The 17647-nt window shown below is 71.2% G+C and carries 13 protein-coding genes; 12 read left to right on the forward strand and 1 reads right to left on the reverse strand.

Annotated features, from left to right (window positions below; all coding sequences use genetic code 11):
* Positions 1-102 precede the first annotated feature (102 nt).
* The 10 genes from IH26_RS0148325 to IH26_RS0148375 all read left to right on the forward strand — a co-directional run bounded on the left by IH26_RS0148325 (position 103) and on the right by IH26_RS0148375 (position 12381).
* Positions 103-2604, forward strand: coding sequence for a SpoIIE family protein phosphatase (locus IH26_RS0148325; RefSeq protein ID WP_030443071.1), 2502 nt, complete (start codon positions 103-105; stop codon positions 2602-2604).
* 82 nt (positions 2605-2686) lie between these two features.
* Entirely contained in the window at positions 2687-3031 is a 345-nt protein-coding gene (locus tag IH26_RS0148335; RefSeq protein ID WP_030443072.1) for an STAS domain-containing protein, read from the forward strand.
* A 20-nt stretch (positions 3032-3051) separates the two neighbouring features.
* A complete protein-coding gene (locus tag IH26_RS0148340) occupies positions 3052-4995 on the forward strand; it encodes a TIGR03960 family B12-binding radical SAM protein (RefSeq protein ID WP_030443073.1) in 1944 nt (647 codons plus the stop codon).
* A 30-nt stretch (positions 4996-5025) separates the two neighbouring features.
* Positions 5026-5775, forward strand: coding sequence for a TIGR03936 family radical SAM-associated protein (locus IH26_RS0148345; RefSeq protein WP_211268902.1), 750 nt, complete (start codon positions 5026-5028; stop codon positions 5773-5775).
* A 134-nt stretch (positions 5776-5909) separates the two neighbouring features.
* Positions 5910-8951 carry an Rne/Rng family ribonuclease gene (locus IH26_RS0148350; protein WP_030443075.1) on the forward strand — a complete coding sequence of 1014 codons (3042 nt, stop codon included), beginning with the start codon at positions 5910-5912 and terminating at the stop codon, positions 8949-8951.
* A 111-nt stretch (positions 8952-9062) separates the two neighbouring features.
* The gene (locus IH26_RS0148355; protein ID WP_030443076.1) at positions 9063-9554 is read left to right on the forward strand and encodes a hypothetical protein; all 492 of its coding nucleotides are present in this window, start codon (positions 9063-9065) and stop codon (positions 9552-9554) included.
* Positions 9555-9708: 154 nt separating this feature from the next.
* Positions 9709-10023: a 50S ribosomal protein L21 gene (gene rplU, locus IH26_RS0148360; RefSeq protein WP_030443077.1), complete on the forward strand. Its 315-nt coding sequence runs from the start codon at positions 9709-9711 to the stop codon at positions 10021-10023.
* Between the two features lie 14 nt (positions 10024-10037).
* A complete protein-coding gene (gene rpmA, locus IH26_RS0148365; protein ID WP_030443078.1) occupies positions 10038-10295 on the forward strand; it encodes a 50S ribosomal protein L27 in 258 nt (85 codons plus the stop codon).
* A 70-nt stretch (positions 10296-10365) separates the two neighbouring features.
* A complete protein-coding gene (gene obgE, locus IH26_RS0148370) occupies positions 10366-11871 on the forward strand; it encodes a GTPase ObgE (RefSeq protein ID WP_030443079.1) in 1506 nt (501 codons plus the stop codon).
* 57 nt (positions 11872-11928) lie between these two features.
* Positions 11929-12381: a GNAT family N-acetyltransferase gene (locus IH26_RS0148375; RefSeq protein WP_030443080.1), complete on the forward strand. Its 453-nt coding sequence runs from the start codon at positions 11929-11931 to the stop codon at positions 12379-12381.
* Between the two features lie 4 nt (positions 12382-12385).
* Here the strand turns inward: IH26_RS0148375 and trpS are convergent, their stop codons facing one another.
* Positions 12386-13354, reverse strand: a complete 969-nt coding sequence (trpS, locus tag IH26_RS0148380) for a tryptophan--tRNA ligase (RefSeq protein WP_030443081.1) — start codon at positions 13352-13354, stop codon at positions 12386-12388.
* 204 nt (positions 13355-13558) lie between these two features.
* Between trpS and pepN the strand changes: the two genes are divergently transcribed.
* Both pepN and IH26_RS0148390 read left to right on the forward strand, forming a co-directional pair.
* Complete coding sequence (gene pepN, locus IH26_RS0148385; RefSeq protein WP_030443082.1) at positions 13559-16045, forward strand: aminopeptidase N; 2487 nt, start codon at positions 13559-13561, stop codon at positions 16043-16045.
* 66 nt (positions 16046-16111) lie between these two features.
* Positions 16112-17614, forward strand: a complete 1503-nt coding sequence (locus IH26_RS0148390; protein WP_030443083.1) for a hybrid sensor histidine kinase/response regulator — start codon at positions 16112-16114, stop codon at positions 17612-17614.
* The last annotated feature ends 33 nt before the right edge of the window (positions 17615-17647 follow it).

Here is a 17647-nt window from a genome sequence, read left to right on the forward strand (position 1 = left end):
AGGAGGGCGATGTGCGAAGCGCAAGGGAGCCGTATGGTTACCCAGACATGAGAACGACACGCGGAAACGCCGTCACGCCGACCGGGAACACTCTCGGTCGCCGTGAGTGATTCTGGCGGCCGGGACGTGACGCAGGAGTTGCGACCGCCCTGGGACGAGGATCCGGACGACCTGTACGAGCACGCGCCGTGCGGGTATCTGACGATGCTCCCCGACGGCACCATCGTGCGGGTCAACCAGACGTTCCTGACCTGGACCGGTTACCAGCGCGGCGACCTGGTCGGCCACCGCCGCTTCCGGGACCTGCTCTCCGCCGGTGGGCAGCTCTACCACGAGACCCACTACGCGCCGCTGCTGCGCCTGCGGGACGAGGTGCGTGAGCTCGCCTTCGACGTGGTCTGCGCGGACGGCCGGACGCTGCCCACCGTGGTCAACTCGATGCTGGCCCGCGGCCCCGAACGGGAACCGCGGGCCATCCGCGCCATGGTCCTTGACGCGACCGAGCGCCGCCGCAACGAGCAGGAGCTGCTGGATTCCCGCCGGCGCGCCGAGGATTCGGAGCGCCGCATCCGGGTGCTGCAGGAGGTCGTCGCCGACCTGGCCGCGGCGCCCACCGAGGCCGAGGTCGCCGAGGCGGTGGTCCGCGCGCCCGAGTCGGCCTTCGGCGCTGCGAGCAGCAGCATCTACCTGATCGACCCGGAGCGGGAGACGATCGTCGCGGTCGCCTCGACCGACCCGACCACCGGCAACTGGGACGACATGCCGGTCACCTCGTCGCGGGCGGTGGCGCGGGTCGCCGAGCGCGGCGACCTGCACGTGGTCGGCTCGCTCGCCGAGGCCGCGCGGCACTTTCCCGACCTGGTCGACAACATGCGCCGCTCGGGCCGCGACACGGTGGTGCTGCTGCCGCTGACCACCGGCCCGACCGAGGAGCACGCCGGCGCCGAGACCCTCGGCGTGCTGGCGTTCAGCTTCACCGGCGAACGCAAGCTGAGCGACGCCGACCTGAGCGTGGTGCGGCTGCTCGGTCAGCAGGCCGGCCAGGCGCTCGACCGCGCCCGGCTGTACGACGAGGCCCGCCGCCGCGAGGAGCGGGTCACCTTCCTGGCCGAGACCACTCGGGCGCTCGACGAGCTGCCCCGTATGCTGCCTCGCGCCCGGCGCCTGCTCGACCGGCTGGTGCCGGAGATCGCGGACTGGGCGGAGGTGCGGCTCTCGGTCGGCCCGACCGGCGTGCAGGAGGAGAGGGGCGCCCGGCCGCCGGATCCCGACATGCTCGCCCTCGCGCTGGCCCGGGTCACCGCCTCCGGCGAGCCGATCTTCCCGGCGGCGGACGAGAAGCTGGCGTGCGCGGTGCTGCCGCTGACCGCCCGCGGCCGGGTGCTCGGCACGCTCGCGCTGCGCCGGACGCCTGAGCGCGGCAGCGACGACCACGAGCGGGCCTTCCTGCTGGAACTGGCCGACCGGTCCGCGCTGACGCTGGAGAACTCCCGGCTGTACGAGCAGGAACGACAGATCGCCCGGACGCTGCAGCGCAGCCTGCTGGCCGGGGGCCCGCCGGGCGGCGACAAGCGGTTCACGGTGGAGACCCACTACCAGGCGGCCGGGCAGGATCTCGAGGTCGGCGGCGACTGGTTCGACGCGTTCCTGATCACCAAGGACCGGCTGGCGGTGGTGGTCGGTGACGTGGTCGGCCGGGGCATCGACGCGGCCACCACGATGGGGCAGCTGCGCAGCGCGATCCGGGCGCTCTCCGGCGAGGACGTCGGGCCGGCCCGGCTGCTGGAGGGGCTGGACCGGTTCGTCGACCGGGTCGAGTCGGCGCGGATGGCGACCGTGGCGTACGCCGAGATCGACCTGGTGACCGGGGATCTCACGTACGCCTGCGCGGGTCACCTCCCGCCGCTGCTGCAGGAGCCGGGCGGCGCGCCGGAATACCTCATGCAGGCGCGGTCGGCGGGGCTCGGCTCGCGGGCCGGCGACCTGCGCCGCACCCAGGAGACCCGCCGGCTCCCGGCCGGCAGCCGCCTGCTGCTCTACACCGACGGCCTGATCGAGCGGCGCAGCCGGCCGCTGGACAAGGGCTTCGAGCTGCTCGCCCGCGAATTCGCCCGGCGCCAGGACGCGCCGTTGCAGGGATTCACCGCCGGCCTGGCCGACACGCTGGTCGGCCGGGACCACGCCGACGACGTCTGCCTGCTCTGCGTCTCGCTGGGCACCGAGGAACGGATCGAGCGGACGATCGGCGCCGACCGGATGCAGATCACCCTGCTCCGCGCCGACCTGCGCGCCTGGCTGGTCTCCCACGGCGTCGAGCCGGAGACCCGGGACGCGGTGCTGCTGGCCTGCTCGGAGGCGGTGGCCAACTCGATCGAGCACGGCTACCGGGACGACCCGTTCGGCATGATCGACGTGGTCGCCACGGTGACCGCGGACGCGGTCGAGGTCAAGGTCGCCGACCGCGGCACCTGGCGCGGCCCGATGACCGACGTCTCCCGCGGGCGCGGGCTGCAGCTGATCCGCGAGTCGATGGACCAGGTGCTCTTCGACCGCAGCGACGGCACCATCGTCACCATGCGCCGCGCACGGGAGGCAGCAGCATGACCGCCTGCACCGAGCGGCACTTCCGTGAGTTGCCCGCCCAGGCCGCAGGCGAGGGCCAGAAGAGCATGCCTAAGGTGGCGCAGTGACCGAGCAATGGGTCACGTTCTCGAAGATCGGGGACGCCGCGCTGGTCAGCCTGAGCGGCGAGATCGACCTGGCCAACTCGGGCGAGATCGGCAAGGCGATCGTGGGCCGGATCCGGGACTCCGGCAAGGTGCTGATCGATCTCACCACGGTCTCGTTCCTGGACAGCGCCGGGGTGCGGCTGCTCGACGCGCTCGTCGGTGATCTCGCGGCGCAGGGCAAGCGCGCCCGCCTGGTGGTGGGGGAGCGCGGTGCGGCCCGGATGACGCTCCGGCTCTGCGCGTTTCGCGAGGATGTTCTCAGCACCGATCGGGACCGGGCCGCGGCCGAGCTGGGTGGGTAGTCCGCGTACCCTGGAGTCCCATGAGTGCACGTTCCGTCTTCCCGCAGCTCGAGCAGTTGCTGCCCCTGGTCAGCAAGCCCATTCAGTATGTGGGTGGCGAGCTCGGCGCCGTCGTCAAGGACTGGGACGCGACCACGGTGCGCTGGGCGCTGATGTATCCCGACGCGTACGAGGTGGGCCTGCCCAACCAGGGCGTCCAGATCCTGTACGAGGTGCTCAACGAGCAGGAGGACGTGCTCGCCGAGCGGACGTACGCGGTCTGGCCCGACCTCGAGGCGCTGATGCGCGAGCACGGCGTCCCGCAGTTCACGGTCGACGCGCACCGCGCGGTCCGCGACTTCGACGTGCTCGGCCTCTCCTTCTCGACCGAGCTCGGCTACACCAACATGTTCACCGCGCTGGATCTCGCCGCCATCCCGCTGGAGAGCAAGGACCGCGGCGACGAGGACCCGATCGTCCTGGCCGGCGGGCACGCGAGCTTCAACCCGGAGCCGATCGCCGACTTCCTGGATGCCGCCGTGCTCGGCGACGGGGAGGAAGCGGTTCTGGAGATATCCGGGATCATCCGGGAGTGGAAGGCCGAGGGCCGGCCCGGCGGGCGGGACGAGTTGTTGCTGCGGCTCGCCCGTACCGAAAGCATCTATGTTCCTCGCTTCTATGACGTGGACTACCTGCCCGACGGGCGCATCCAGCGGGTCGTGCCCAACCGCCCGGACGTGCCGTTCCGGGTCGCCAAGCGCACGACGATGGATCTCGACGCCTGGCCGTACCCGAAGAAGCCGCTGGTCCCGCTCGCCGAGACGGTCCACGAGCGGTACGCGGTGGAGATCTTCCGGGGCTGCACCCGGGGCTGCCGGTTCTGCCAGGCCGGCATGATCACCCGCCCGGTCCGGGAGCGGTCGATCACCACCGTGGGGCAGATGGTCAAGGAGGGGCTGGAGTTCTCCGGCTTCTCCGAGGTCGGCCTGCTCTCGCTCTCCAGCGCCGACCACTCCGAGATCGGCGACATGTGCTCCGGCCTGGCCGAGCAGTACGCGGGCACCAACGTCTCGCTGTCGCTGCCCTCGACCCGGGTGGACGCCTTCAACATCGACCTGGCCCAGGAGTTGTCGAAGAACGGCCGGCGTACCGGCCTGACCTTCGCCCCCGAGGGCGGCTCGGAGCGGATCCGCAAGGTCATCAACAAGATGGTGACCGAGGAAGACCTGATCCGGACGGTCGTGACCGCGTATTCGAACGGCTGGCGGCAGGTGAAGCTGTACTTCATGTGCGGCCTGCCGACCGAGACCGACGACGACGTGGCCCAGATCGGCCGGATGGCGCACGAGGTGATCAAGGCGGGCCGCGCGGCCGCCGGCACCAAGGACATCCGCTGCACGGTGTCGATCGGCGGGTTCGTGCCCAAGCCGCACACCCCGTTCCAGTGGGCGCCGATGGTGCGGCCCGAGGTGATCGACGCCCGGCTGAAGATGCTCAAGGACGTGATCAACAGCGACCGGTCGCTCGGCCGCGCGATCGGGTACCGGTACCACGACGGCGAGCCGTCGCTGATCGAGGGCCTGCTGTCTCGGGGCGATCGGCGCGTCGGGGCAGTCATCCGGCGCGTCTGGGAAAAAGGCGGACGTTTCGACGGCTGGAGCGAGCATTTCTCGTACGCCCGCTGGATCGATGCGGCCGCCGAGGTGCTGCCCGGCTTCGGCGTCGACCTCGACTGGTTCACCACCCGCGAGCGCGACCAGGCCGAGGTGCTCCCCTGGGACCACCTCGACTCGGGTCTCGACAAGGACTGGCTCTGGCAGGACTGGCAGGACTCGCTCAGCGAGTACGAGCAGGACGACTGCCGCTGGACCCCGTGCTTCGACTGCGGCGTGTGCCCGTCGATGGACACCGAGATCCAGATCGGCCCGACCGGCAAGAAACTGCTGCCCCTCACCCCGGTGAACAACCTGCGGGTCCCCGCTTAGGAGTGCGACATTCCCCCCAAGAACCAGCCGGTGGGCGGCCAGGCCCCGGTCGTCCAGCGGATCCGGATCCGGTACGCGAAGCGCGGCCCACTGCGTTTCACGTCACACCGGGACTTCGCGCGCGCCTTCGAGCGGGCGTTGCGGCGGGCCGCCGTGCCGATCGCCTTCTCGCAGGGCTTCACCCCGCACCCCAAGATTTCGTACGCCAGTGCCGCCCCCACCGGTGTCGGCAGCGAGGCGGAGTATCTGGAGATCGGGCTGCAGGCCGAGGTCGACCCGGCGCAGTTGCTGACGGCCCTGGACGCGGCCCTCTCACCAGGGCTGGACGTGCTGGAAGCGGTGCCGGCCGGGGAGGGCAGCCTCGCCGACCGGATAGACGCCTCCCGATGGCTGCTCGAGCTGCCCTCGGTCGATCCGGCGGTGGCCGCGGCCGCCGTGAAGAGCTTCCTGGGCGCCGCCGAGGTGCCGGTCGAGCGGATGACCAAGCAGGGTCGCCGGACGTTCGACGCCCGGCCCGCGGTGACCCACATCGCAGTGACCGAGCAGTCCGACCTACCTTCCGGGGCGTTCGCGGCACCGTGTGCGATAATCGACCTTGTCGTACGACAGGTAACGCCCGCCGTGCGACCCGATGACGTCCTTTCCGGCCTGCGTGTCGTTGCTGGCCTGGAGCCGCCGGTGCCCCCTCGGGTGACCCGGCTGGCCCAGGGCACGCTGACCCCGCAGGGGGAGATCGTCGATCCGTTGGACGCGGATCGCGCCGCCATCGGTGGGCGCTAGCTGGACCCCAGCCGGCGCCCGATCGGCAGACTTCGGCCGCCCGTCCGCCAACCCGGCCGGGACCGAAACACTTGCGGCAGCCCTGCGTGGCAGCGCTCAAACGCGCCCGGGGCAGCCAGAACTGGAGAGCGCCCATGCTCGATAACGAGCCCACGGGCGGTGAATCGAGCGAGGTGACCGTGTCACCCGCCGAGACCGCCGATAGCACCCCTACCACCCCTGTGCGCAGGACCCGGGCCCGCAAGGCCGCGGCTCCCGCCGCCGGTCCCGAGCCCGTCGAGGGCGAGGAGCCGGTCAAACCGGTCAAGGCCACCCGCAGCCGTAAGAAAGCCGCGGCGCCGGCGGAACCCGCCCCCGTCGAGGGCGAGGCCGCGCCTCCGGTCAAGGCCACCCGTGCCCGGCGGAAGAAGGCCGTCCCGGCCGCCGTCGAGCCGGCGCCGGAGCCGGTCGTCGCGGTCGAGCCGCTGATCGCCGGCGAGGAGCCGGCCGGCGAGGAGCTCGCGGCCGAGGAGCCGTTGGCCGAGGCCCCGGCCCCGGCCGAACCGGTCGAAGAAGTGCCGATCGTCGGCGTGCTTCCGCTCGACGACGACTTCGTCGAGGAGGAGAAGCCCGCTCGGCGGTCCCGCCGTGCCGCGCTGCCGCCCGCCGTGCTGTTCATGCCGCCGGATCCCACTGAGGCCGTTCCCGCGCCTACCACCCGGCGCGCCCGCCGCGGGTCCGCCGCCGTCGCGGCGCCGGGCCCGGCTTCGGTCGCTGAGCAGCCCGAGGCCACCGAAACCGAGGCGGCCGTCGCCGAGCTCCCGGCCGAGGAGCCCGCCGAGGGCGTCCGCCGCAGCCGGCGTCGCCGCCGTGGCGCTCCCGCCGAGGAGCCGGTCGAGTTCACCGAGACCGCCGAGATCGGTGAGCCGGTCGACGAGGCGGACGAGTCAGCCGACGACGTCGAGGAAGGCGTCGAGGACGAGGCGGACGAATCAGACGAATCGGACGACGAGTTCGGCTCCAGCCGCCGTCGCCGCCGTCGGGGCCGCCGCGGCCGGGGCCGAGGCAAGGGCACCGCCGACGACGAGATCGCCGACATCGAGGAGGGCGCCGAGGCGTCCGTCGAGTCGGAGGGCGACGCCGAGGAGGGCGACGACGAGGGCGACGAGGGTGACGGCGTCACCCGCCGCCGGCGTCGCCGCCGCCGCAAGGGCGCCGGCGGGGAGAGCGAGGCAGGTGGCATCGAGGACGGCGTGCACACCGTGGTGCGGGTGCGCGAGCCGCGCCGTACCGACGAGGTGCAGGGCGTCTCCGGCTCGACCCGGCTCGAGGCCAAGCGCCAGCGCCGCCGGGACGGCCGCGAGCAGCGCCGGACCCGCCCGCCGATCCTGAGCGAGTCGGAGTTCCTGGCCCGTCGCGAGGCCGTCGACCGGGTCATGGTCGTCCGGCAGAAGCCCGACCGCATCCAGATCGCGGTGCTCGAGGACGGCGTCCTGGTCGAGCACTACGTGTCCCGGATCAGCTCGGGCACGATGGTCGGCAACGTGTACCTCGGCAAGGTGCAGAACGTGCTGCCCAGCATGGAGGCGGCGTTCGTCGACGTGGGCCGCGGCCGCAACGCCGTGCTCTACGCCGGCGAGGTCAACTGGGACGCCACCGGGCTGGAGGGCCGGGCCCGCTCGATCGAGCAGGCGCTCAAGTCCGGCGACTCGGTGCTGGTGCAGGTCACCAAGGACCCGATCGGGCACAAGGGCGCCCGGCTGTCCAGCCACATCGCGCTCTCCGGCCGGCACCTGGTCTACGTGCCCAACGGCAACGCGTCCGGGATCAGCCGCAAGCTGCCGGACAACGAGCGCAAGCGGCTGCGTGACGTGCTCAAGAAGCTGGTGCCGGACGGCGCCGGGGTGATCGTGCGGACCGCGGCCGAGGGCGCGAGCGAGGACGAGCTGGCCCGCGACGTCAAGCGGCTGCAGGCGCAGTGGGAGGAGATCCAGCGCAAGGCCGCCGAGGGCCACGCGCCGGCCGCCCTCTCCGAGGAGCCCGACCTGGTCATCCGGGTCGTCCGGGATCTCTTCAACGAGGACTTCCGCGAGCTGGTGGTGCAGGGCGACCAGGCGTACGCCGAGGTGGAGAACTACCTCAACTCGGTGTCGCCGGACCTGGTCGAGCGGCTGCACCGGTACACCGGCGCCGGCGACCTGTTCGCCGACAAGCGGATCGACGAGCAGATCCTCAAGGGCCTCGACCGCAAGGTGTTCCTGCCCTCGGGCGGCCACCTGGTGATCGACCGGACCGAGGCGATGACGGTCGTCGATGTGAACACCGGCAAGTACACCGGAGCCGGCGGCAACCTCGAGGAGACGGTCACCCGTAACAACCTGGAGGCGGCCGAGGAGATCGTGCGCCAGCTGCGGCTGCGCGACCTCGGCGGCATCGTGGTGATCGACTTCATCGACATGGTGCTGGAGAGCAACCGCGAGCTGGTGCTGCGGCGGCTCACCGAGTGCCTGGGCCGCGACCGTACGAAGCACCAGGTCACCGAGATCACCTCGCTCGGCCTGGTGCAGATGACCCGCAAGCGGATCGGCTCGGGCCTGCTCGAGGCGTTCAGCGAGACCTGTGACCACTGCAAGGGCCGGGGCGTGCTGATCCACACCGAGCCGGTGCCGGAGAAGCGGACCAACGGCAGCGGCGGCAGCAGCGGCGGCGGCGCGGGCAACCAGGTCAAGGCGGTCGCCGCGGCCACCCGTACCGAGCAGCCGCCGGCCGCGCCGCAGCAGCAGCCGGCCGCCTCGAGCCGGTCCCGCCGGCGCCGGGGTGCAGCGGCGGAGAGCGCTCCGGCGGTCATCGACGAGGCGCCGCCGGCGACCCACGAGGTGGAAGATCCGGTGGCGGTCACCGCCGGCTTGCCTCCCGTGCGCGGGTCGGGGATCGTCTCGGCGGCGCCGTCGGCGCTGACCAAGACCGACCCCGAGGACGACTACGACATCAGCGGGTACGACCTGTCCCGCTACGAGTCGCACGCCGAGCCGGTCGCGCCGCCGGCCGACCCGGCCGAGCCGCTGCGGCTCACCGGGGCGGACGACCCGGACGCGGCCGGCGACGAGGACGACGAGGACGACGACGAGCCGGTGGGCGCGGGCGCGGGCCGGCGTCGCTCCCGGCGCGGCGGCACCCGGCGGCGTACCCGGCCGTAAGGCATCGACGCGGGAGCGGTTTGGTAAAGAAACTTAACTGCCAAGCCGCTCACCGTCGTCGAAGTCCGCTACCCTCCGGGGGATCGATCCTTCCCCCGAGGAGAGCTCCCCGTGCGACGCTTCGTCCCCCTGCTGGTCCTTCCCCTGCTGGCCGCCGGCTGCTCCGCGAGCGGCGGCGGTGCCACCTGGTCCGGCGGGCCAACCCCGAACACCGGCGGGTCGGCGGCCGCGGTGGATCCGTCCGTGGCGGCCGCGGCCGACAAGGCGCTCTCCGGCAACACCAAGGCGATCTGCGCGCAGGCGGCCCGGACCACCGCGAGCTTCGGCCAGGCCTTCATTGCCGACCTGCAGTTGCGGAACGACGCCGCGAGCAAGGACGCGGCGGCCAAGGCGCAGGCCCAGGAGAAGATCGACCGGGACGTGTCCAACTTCTCGTCCGCGCTCGCCGGGATGGCCCACCTGGCCGACAACAAGGCGCTCAAGACCGCGCTCACCCAGATGAGCACACAGGTCAAGACGTTCAAGGGCGACGTCGCGAAGATCAACGCGGACAAGATGTCGGCATTGACGGGTACGCTGGACAAGGCATGCGGACGAGGGTGACGCCCCGGTTTGGGATCGGCGCGCCTCATGAAGTACGCTTGCCGACGGCGCTTTTCCATGCGCCGTGCTCCGCGTCCGTGTAAATACCCGGCCGGGCCGCACCATCCGCCAAGCAGCGGTCCTCGCTGCGTAAGTCTCAGGGAGTCCGCGTCCGATGTACGCGATCGTCAAGACCGGCGGCAAGCAGTACAAGGTTGCCGAGGGCGACGTGATCGAGGTCGAGAAGCTCGCGGGTGCGCCCGGCGATGCGCTGACGCTCGCCGCAGTCCTCCTCGTCGACGGTGACAACCTGGTGACCGACGCGGCCAAGCTTGCCAACGTTACGGTGTCCGGCGAGATCGCCGAGCACACCAAGGGTCCGAAGATCCGGATCCACAAGTTCAAGAACAAGACCGGCTACCACAAGCGCCAGGGTCACCGCCAGCCGCTGACCCGCGTCAAGGTGACCGGCATTTCGAGCGGGAAGTAAGGGGCGGATCACTCATGGCTCACAAAAAGGGTGCGTCCAGCTCGCGCAACGGCCGTGACTCCTCCGCTCAGCGGCTCGGCGTCAAGCGGTTCGGCGGCCAGCTGGTCAACGCGGGCGAGATCCTGATCCGCCAGCGTGGCACGAAGTTCCACCCGGGCGAGCTCGTCGGCCGCGGTGGCGACGACACGCTGTTCGCGCTGGCCACCGGCAACGTGCTGTTCGGCACGAACCGTGGTCGCAAGACCGTGAGCATCGTTCCGGTCGCCGAGTAGTTTCTTCAAGGCGGGCCACGGACCCCTCGGGGGTCTGCGGCCCGCTTTGTTTTTGAGGAGAGTTGGGCAAGTGACCACGTTCGTCGACCGGGTCGTGCTGCACCTGCAGGCGGGTGACGGCGGGCACGGCTGCGTCTCGGTGCGCCGGGAGAAGTTCAAGCCGCTCGGCGGCCCCGACGGCGGCAACGGCGGGCACGGCGGCAGCATCACGCTGGTCGTCGACCCGCAACAGCACACGCTGCTCGACTTCCACTTCCACCCGCACGTCAAGGGCCCCAACGGCGGCGGCGGCGCGGGCGCCAACCGGGACGGCGCCAACGGTAAGGACCTGGTGCTCGAGGTGCCGGACGGCACGGTCGTGCAGACCCTCGACGGCGAGGTGCTGGCCGACCTGATCGGCGCCGGCACCAGCTTCGAGGTGGCCCGCGGCGGGCGCGGCGGCCGGGGCAACGCCTCGCTGGCCAACACCCGGCGCAAGGTGCCCGGCTTCGCCGAGCTGGGCGAGCCCGGCGACCAGATCGACGTGGTGCTCGAGCTGAAGAGCGTGGCCGACGTGGGCCTGGTCGGCTTCCCGTCGGCCGGCAAGTCGTCGCTGATCTCGGTGATGTCCGCGGCCAAGCCGAAGATCGCCGACTATCCGTTCACCACGCTCGTGCCCAACCTGGGCGTGGTGCAGGCCGGCGACCAGACCTTCACCGTGGCCGACGTGCCGGGCCTGATCCCGGGCGCGGCCACCGGCAAGGGCCTGGGCATGCAGTTCCTGCGGCACATCGAGCGCACCTCGGTGCTGGTGCACGTGCTGGACGCGGCAGCGCCGGAGATCGAGCGCGACCCCCTCGCCGATCTGGACGCGATCGAGGCCGAGCTGGACGCGTACGGCGGCCTCGAGGACCGCCCCCGGCTCGTGGTGCTCAACAAGATCGACATCCCGGACGGCCGGGACCTCGCCGAGATGGTCCGCCCCGACCTGGAGGCGCGTGGCTACCGGGTCTTCGAGGTCAGCGCGGTCACCCGCGAGGGCCTCAAGGAGCTGGTGTACGCGTTGGCCACGGTCGTCGAGGAGCACCGGCTGGCCCAGCCGCCCGCCGAGCCGACCCGGGCCGTCATCCGGCCGAAGGCGGTCGACGAGAGCGGCTTCACCGTCGAGCAGGACGAGGACGGCGTCTTCGTGGTGCGCGGCACCAAGGTCGAGCGCTGGATCCGGCAGACCAACTTCGACAACGACGAGGCGATCGGCTACCTGGCCGACCGGCTCGAGCGGCTTGGCGTCGAGGCCGCGCTCGCCAAGAAGGGCGCGCAGCCGGGCGACCCGGTGCGGATCGCCGAGCGCGAGTTCGACTGGCAGCCCAACATCGGCGAGTACGTGGCCGGCCCGCGCGGCACCGACGCCCGCCTCGAGGAGGAGAGCGGCCGGGCCACCGCCGCCCAGCGACTCGCCGCCCGCAAGGCGCGCCGGGTCCGCTCCGACGACGAGCTGCTGCACATGGCCGCCGACGGCACCGTGACCAGCGTCGCGAACGCCCAGCGGCCGGTGCTGGTTACCGACGAGGACGATGAGGACGACACCGGCGAATAGGACGGAGTCCAGCTGCACGCAACCATCCGGAAACTGTGCTCGCTTAGAGTCACCGGTGTGCTGATCGAATCCCGTCCTCCGCTGGATCCGGAACTTGCCGCCCTGGTCACGGCCCAGCAGCGGGAGATACGGGACATCGACAAGGGGATGAACCGGGCCGTCTTCACGCCCCGTGATGACGCTGCGTATCTGGTCGCGGTGGTGAACGGGCGTGCCGTGGGGTGCGGGGCCTGGCAGGCGCTGGCGGGTGAGGTGGCCGAGCTGAAGCGGATGTACGTGCGCCCGGCGTTCCGGGGCCGGGGCATCGCCCGCCAGATGATCGTCGCGATCGAGGAGGAGGCGCTCGCCGCGGGGCGGCCGGTCATCCGGCTGGAGACCGGTGACTATCTGCCCGCGGCGATCGCCCTCTATCAGTCGGCGGGCTATCACGAGATCCCCGCCTACGGCCCTTACGTGGGCAACCCGTTCAGCGTCTGCTTCGAGAAGCGCCTGGCGGCGTTAGTCCAATAGTGCCCTAGTCCAGCAGGCCCAGTGCGGCACGCGCTCGGCGTACGGTCGCACGCGCCGCAGGCCGCACCCGGGTCTTGCCCTCCGCCAGGATCTCGCGGACGTAGCCGGGGTCGTCGGCCAGCTCGGCGTGGCGCTTGCGGATCGGCGCGAGCAGCGTGTCGACCGCATCCGTGACGTCGCGCTTGAGGGTGCCGTAGTTCGGATACGCGCCGGGCCGCTCGCCGGTGCACTCGGCGAGGATGTCCAGCAGGTTGCTGACGCCGGGCTGGCCTTCGGGGTCATACCGGACGACGCCGAGCGTGTCGGTGACCGCGCGGGAGGTCTTCTTGCGGATCACCTCGGGCTCGTCGAGCAGGCCGATCCGCCCGGCCGCCGTCGCGCTGCTCTTGCTCATCTTCCGGGTCGGGTCGGCGAGGTCCATGATCCGCGCGGCCGATTCGGGACGGACGCCCTCGGGCACCACGAACGTCTCGCCGTAGCGGGCGTTGAACCTTTCCGCGATCGTACGGGTGAGCTCCAGGTGTTGATTTTGATCGTCGCCGACCGGCACCTCGTGGGCGTCGTAGAGCAGGATGTCGGCCGCCATCAGCACCGGATAGGTGAGCAGGCTGAGCCGCACCGGCCCACCCGCGGCGGACTTCTCCTTGAACTGGATCATGCGGGCGGCCTCGCCGTAGGCGGTCGTGCACTCCAGCAGGTAGTGCAGTTCGGTGTGCTCGGGCACCTGCGACTGGGCGAAGAGGGCCGTGCGCCGCGGGTCGACGCCGGCGGCCAGCAGCAGCGTGGCCGCCTCCAGCGTGCGGGCCCGGAGTGCCCGTGGATCATGTTCCATGGTCATCGCGTGCAGGTCGACGATCATCGCGATCGTCTCGGTCGCCGACTCCTGGCCGGCGACGAGCGGGCGCATGGCGCCCAGCAGGTTGCCGAGGTGCAGGTTGCCGGTGGGCTGAAAGCCGGTGAGTCGCTTGGTCATGGCCGGTTCCTTCCGGTACGGGTGGACACCCCGCCGGGACTACCGCCGTGACATGCGAGAACGGCCGCCCGGAGGGGCGGCCGCGAATGAGGTCATGCGCGCGTGGGTGAGCCGCCCGGTCAGGGCAGCCACCAGCACAGGTTCGAGGTGCGCACGTGACCATGCTACCGCGGGGCGGGACCGTCCCGGACCAGCCAAACAGGCATGATGGTCGGCATGTCACTCACCCGTGCCGAGGCCGCTGACCGCGCCGCCATCGTCGACGTCCACCAGTACGAGGTGCACCTCGACGTGACCGCCGAGGGGGACACCTTCGGTTCGCGAACCGTGGTGCGGTTCGACGCCCGGCCCGGCTCGTCAACGTTCCTGGAGTTCGAGCCGGTCGCGGTCGAGTCGATGACGCTGAACGGGGTTTCGGTGCCATCGTCCGCCGTCGCCGGCGGACGGCTGCACCTGACCGGCCTGGCCGCCGCCAACGAGCTCGCGGTGACCGCCACGATGCGGTATTCCAACACGGGCGAGGGGCTGCACAAGTACGTCGACCCGGGCGACGGAAATATCTACCTTTATCAGCACTTGTTCATCAACAACGCCGGCCGGGTGCTGCCGGCCTTCGATCAGCCGGACCTGAAGGCGTCGTTCCAGGTGACGGTCACGGCGCCGCCGTCGTGGACGGTGGCCGCCAATGGTGAGCTGATCGACAATACGGGCGGCACCTGGCGGTTTTCTCCGACAAAACGGATTTCTACCTACTTGGCGTCGCTCTTCGCTGGGCCGTTCCATGCGGTGCGGGATGAGCACGACGGGATCCCGCTGGCCCTGTACGTCCGGGCGGCCCTCGGCGAGCACCTCGACGCGCAGGCCGAGGAGCTGTTCACGATCACCAAACAGTGCCTGGACCGGTACCACGAGATGTTCGACATCCGGTTCCCGTTCGGGCACTACCAGCAGGCGTTCGCGCCGGAGTTCAACTTCGGGGCGATGGAGTACCCGGGGCTGGTGATCTTCCGGGACGAGATGATCTATCGCGCGGCGGTGACCGAGGGCCAGCGGGAGGGCCGGGCCAACGTGATCGCGCACGAGATGGCGCACATGTGGTTCGGCGATCTGGTGACCATGACCTGGTGGGACGACCTGTGGCTGAACGAGTCGTTCGCCGAGTACCTGGGTACCCGGGTGGCGGCCGAGGCGACCCGGTTCAAGGGGACGTGGACGACGTTCGCGATGCAGCGCAAGGCGTGGGGGCTGCGCGCCGACCAGCACCCGTCCACGCATCCGGTGGCGCCGGAGTCGGTGGCGGACACGGACGAGGCGCTGATGAACTTCGACGGGATCTCGTACGCGAAGGGGGCGGCGACCCTCAAGCAGCTGGTCGCCTGGGTGGGGGACGACGCGTTCCGGGCCGGGCTCAACGCGTACTTCGCGGCGCACGCGTACGGGAACGCGACGCTGGCCGACCTGCTCGCGCAGCTGGCCAAGGCCAGTGGGCGGGATTTGTCCGCGTGGGCGGAGGTGTGGCTGCGGCGGCCGCAGGTCAACACGCTGCGCACCGCGATCGGGCCGGACGGGTCGGTGTCGGTGCTGCAGACGGCGCCGGCGTCGTATCCGACCCTCCGCCCGCACAAGATCGGGATCGGGCTGTACGACCGGGGTACGGATGGGGTTGTTTCCCGGCGTTCGCTCGTCTCGGCCGAGGTGGCGCCCGCGCCATCTACCGACATTCCGGAAATTTCGGATAAAGCGGACCTGGTGCTGTTGAACGACGGCGACCTCACGTACGCGAAGATCCGGCTGGACGAGGCGTCGAACGCGGCGGTGCCCACCCTGCTGCCGCTGATCGGCGACTCGCTGGCCCGGGCGGTGCTCTGGGCGGCCACCCTCGACGCGGTGGTGGACGGCGAGCGCCCGGTCGCCGAGCTGGTCACCCTCGTGCTCGCGGCACTGCCGGTGGAGTCCGAGGTGGTGATCGTCGAGGACGTGCTGCGGGCCACCCGCAGCCTGGTCGACCGCTACTCGACCCGGGAGACCCGGCCGGCCGCCCTCGAGCTGGTGGCGCAGGCCGCCGACCGGTTGCTCGCCGCCTCCGAGCCGGGCGGGTCCCGGCAGCTCGCGTCGGCGCGCGGCTACGTCGGCGCGACGGTCGACGTGGCGCGGCTGCGCGGTTGGCTGGCCGGGTCCGGCGTACCGGATGGCCTGGTCATTGATGTTGATCTTCGGTGGTTGATCCTCTATCGGCTGGTGGTGCTCGGCGCGGCCGGAGCGGCCGAGATCGACGCCGAGTTCGAGCGGGACCGTAGCGCCACCGGCGAGCAGTGGGCCGCCCGGTGCCGGGCCGCGGTGCCGGAGGCGTCGTCGAAGGCCGCGGCCTGGCACGCGATCATCGAGGACGTCTCGCTGTCGAACCGGCTGATCGAGATGACCGCGTCCGGCTTCTGGCAGCCCGAGCAGCTCGACCTGCTGGCGCCGTACGTTCCGCGGTACTTCGCCGAGATGCCGGCGATGATGCGGATCCGCACCGGGATGAGCGCCGAGCGCACGGCCGGCCTCGCGTACCCGGAGGTGGTGGTCGGCCCGGAGACCCGCCGGCTCGCCGCCGAGCTGCTGGCCCGCGAGGATCTTGATCCGATCCTGCGCCGGATCGTGCGGGACCACGATGACGACATGCGGAAAGCCCTGGCCGCGCGCTTCTAGGCTTTTCCCAACAAACCGGAGCTAAACGCTTCTAGCAGCTACCCTCGCCCCTAGGGGGTGGGGGCGGTGGAGTGGTCGGAGGAGCTGGCCGGCGGGCTGCTGCGGGCCGCTCCCGACGCGATCCTGGTGATGGACGACGGCCGGATCGTGCTGATCAACGACCGGGCCGAGCAGCTCACCGGATTCGACCGGGACGAACTGCTCGGCAAGAGCATCGACACCCTGGTCACCGAGGATGCCCGGACGATGCCCCCGGCCCGGCGGCGCCGACTCGAGGAGGGCCGGCCGGGGCCGATCGGCGCGGTGATCACGACGATCCGGCGGCGGGACGGCGGCGAGGTCCCGGTCGAGTCGTCGGTCGCGATCGTGGACACGCCGCAGGGGCGGCTCGCCGTCTGCGTGATCCGGGACCTCAGCGAGCGGGACCGGGCCGAGCAGGAGAAGGCGCGGCTGCGGGCCGAGGCGCACGTGCACCGCAGCCAGCGGCTGGAGAGCCTCGGGCAGCTGGCCGGCGGGATCGCGCACGACTTCAACAACATGCTCGGCGTGATCGTCAACTACGCGAACTTCGTGATCGAGGAGGCTTCGTCGGCGTCGCCCGACCTTTCGGCGATCGCGGCCGACGCGGCGCAGGTCGTCAAGGCGGGACAGCGCGGGACCGATCTCACCCATCAACTGCTGTCGTTCGCTCGGCGCGAGGTGGTGCGGCCGCAGGTGCTTGATCTCAATGCCGCGATCCACTCGGTGGAGGAGATGCTGCGGCGGTCGCTGGGGGAGCACATCAATTTGCTCGTACGGGCGGAGCCGTCGCTGCCGGCGGTGGTGTGCGATCCGGGGCAGATCGAGCAGATGCTGGTGAACTTGGCGGTGAATGCCCGGGATGCGATGCCCGGCGGCGGTGAACTGGTGATCGATACCGGGCGGCATGGGGATCGGGTGCGTCTTCGGGTCAGTGACTCGGGGGCGGGGATGTCCGCTGAGGTGTTGGAGCGCGCTTTCGAGCCGTTTTTCACTACCAAAGGCAGCGGGGGTACGGGCTTGGGCCTGGCCACCGTTTATGGCATCGTCACTCAGGCTGGTGGGGAAATATCGCTCACCTCCTCGGTGGGCGTCGGCACCACCGTCAACGTCTTGCTGCCCACCGCTCCCGCCAACACTTCGGACATTTCGCTTTCCTCGGATATTTCGCCTGCCGGGGGGCGCGGGGAGACGTTGCTGGTCGTGGAGGACGAGGCGGCGCTGCGCGACGTTGCCGGGCGGATCCTCTCGGGAGCCGGCTACCACGTGCTCACGGCGGAGTGCGGCGCGTCGGCGCTGGAGCTGGCCGCCCGGCACGAGGGCGGGATCGACCTGCTGGTCAGCGACGTGGTGATGCCCGGGATGCTGGGCAAGGAACTGGCCGAGCGGCTCACCGGCGTGCGGCCGGACACCCGGGTGCTCTACATGTCCGGGTACGCCCAGCCGGTGCTGCACTCGCAGGGCACGCTCGACCCGGGGGTGGCCCTGCTCGAGAAGCCTTTTACCGCAGGTGACCTGCTTGCCGCCGTACGCCGGCGCCTAGACAACTGATCTCCATCCAACCGCCCCGCCCGCCGCCCTTGA

Source organism: Actinoplanes subtropicus (assembly GCF_000721705.1).
Lineage (GTDB): Bacteria > Actinomycetota > Actinomycetes > Mycobacteriales > Micromonosporaceae > Actinoplanes > Actinoplanes subtropicus.

Coding starts and splice junctions, on each gene's coding strand:
- IH26_RS0148340 (WP_030443073.1), top strand. CDS start 3,052: ATGAGTGCACGTTCCGTCTTCCCGCAGCTCGAGCAGTTGCTGCCCCTG.
- IH26_RS0148350 (WP_030443075.1), top strand. CDS start 5,910: ATGCTCGATAACGAGCCCACGGGCGGTGAATCGAGCGAGGTGACCGTG.
- rplU (WP_030443077.1), top strand. CDS start 9,709: ATGTACGCGATCGTCAAGACCGGCGGCAAGCAGTACAAGGTTGCCGAG.
- rpmA (WP_030443078.1), top strand. CDS start 10,038: ATGGCTCACAAAAAGGGTGCGTCCAGCTCGCGCAACGGCCGTGACTCC.
- trpS (WP_030443081.1), bottom strand. CDS start 13,354: ATGACCAAGCGACTCACCGGCTTTCAGCCCACCGGCAACCTGCACCTC.
- pepN (WP_030443082.1), top strand. CDS start 13,559: ATGATGGTCGGCATGTCACTCACCCGTGCCGAGGCCGCTGACCGCGCC.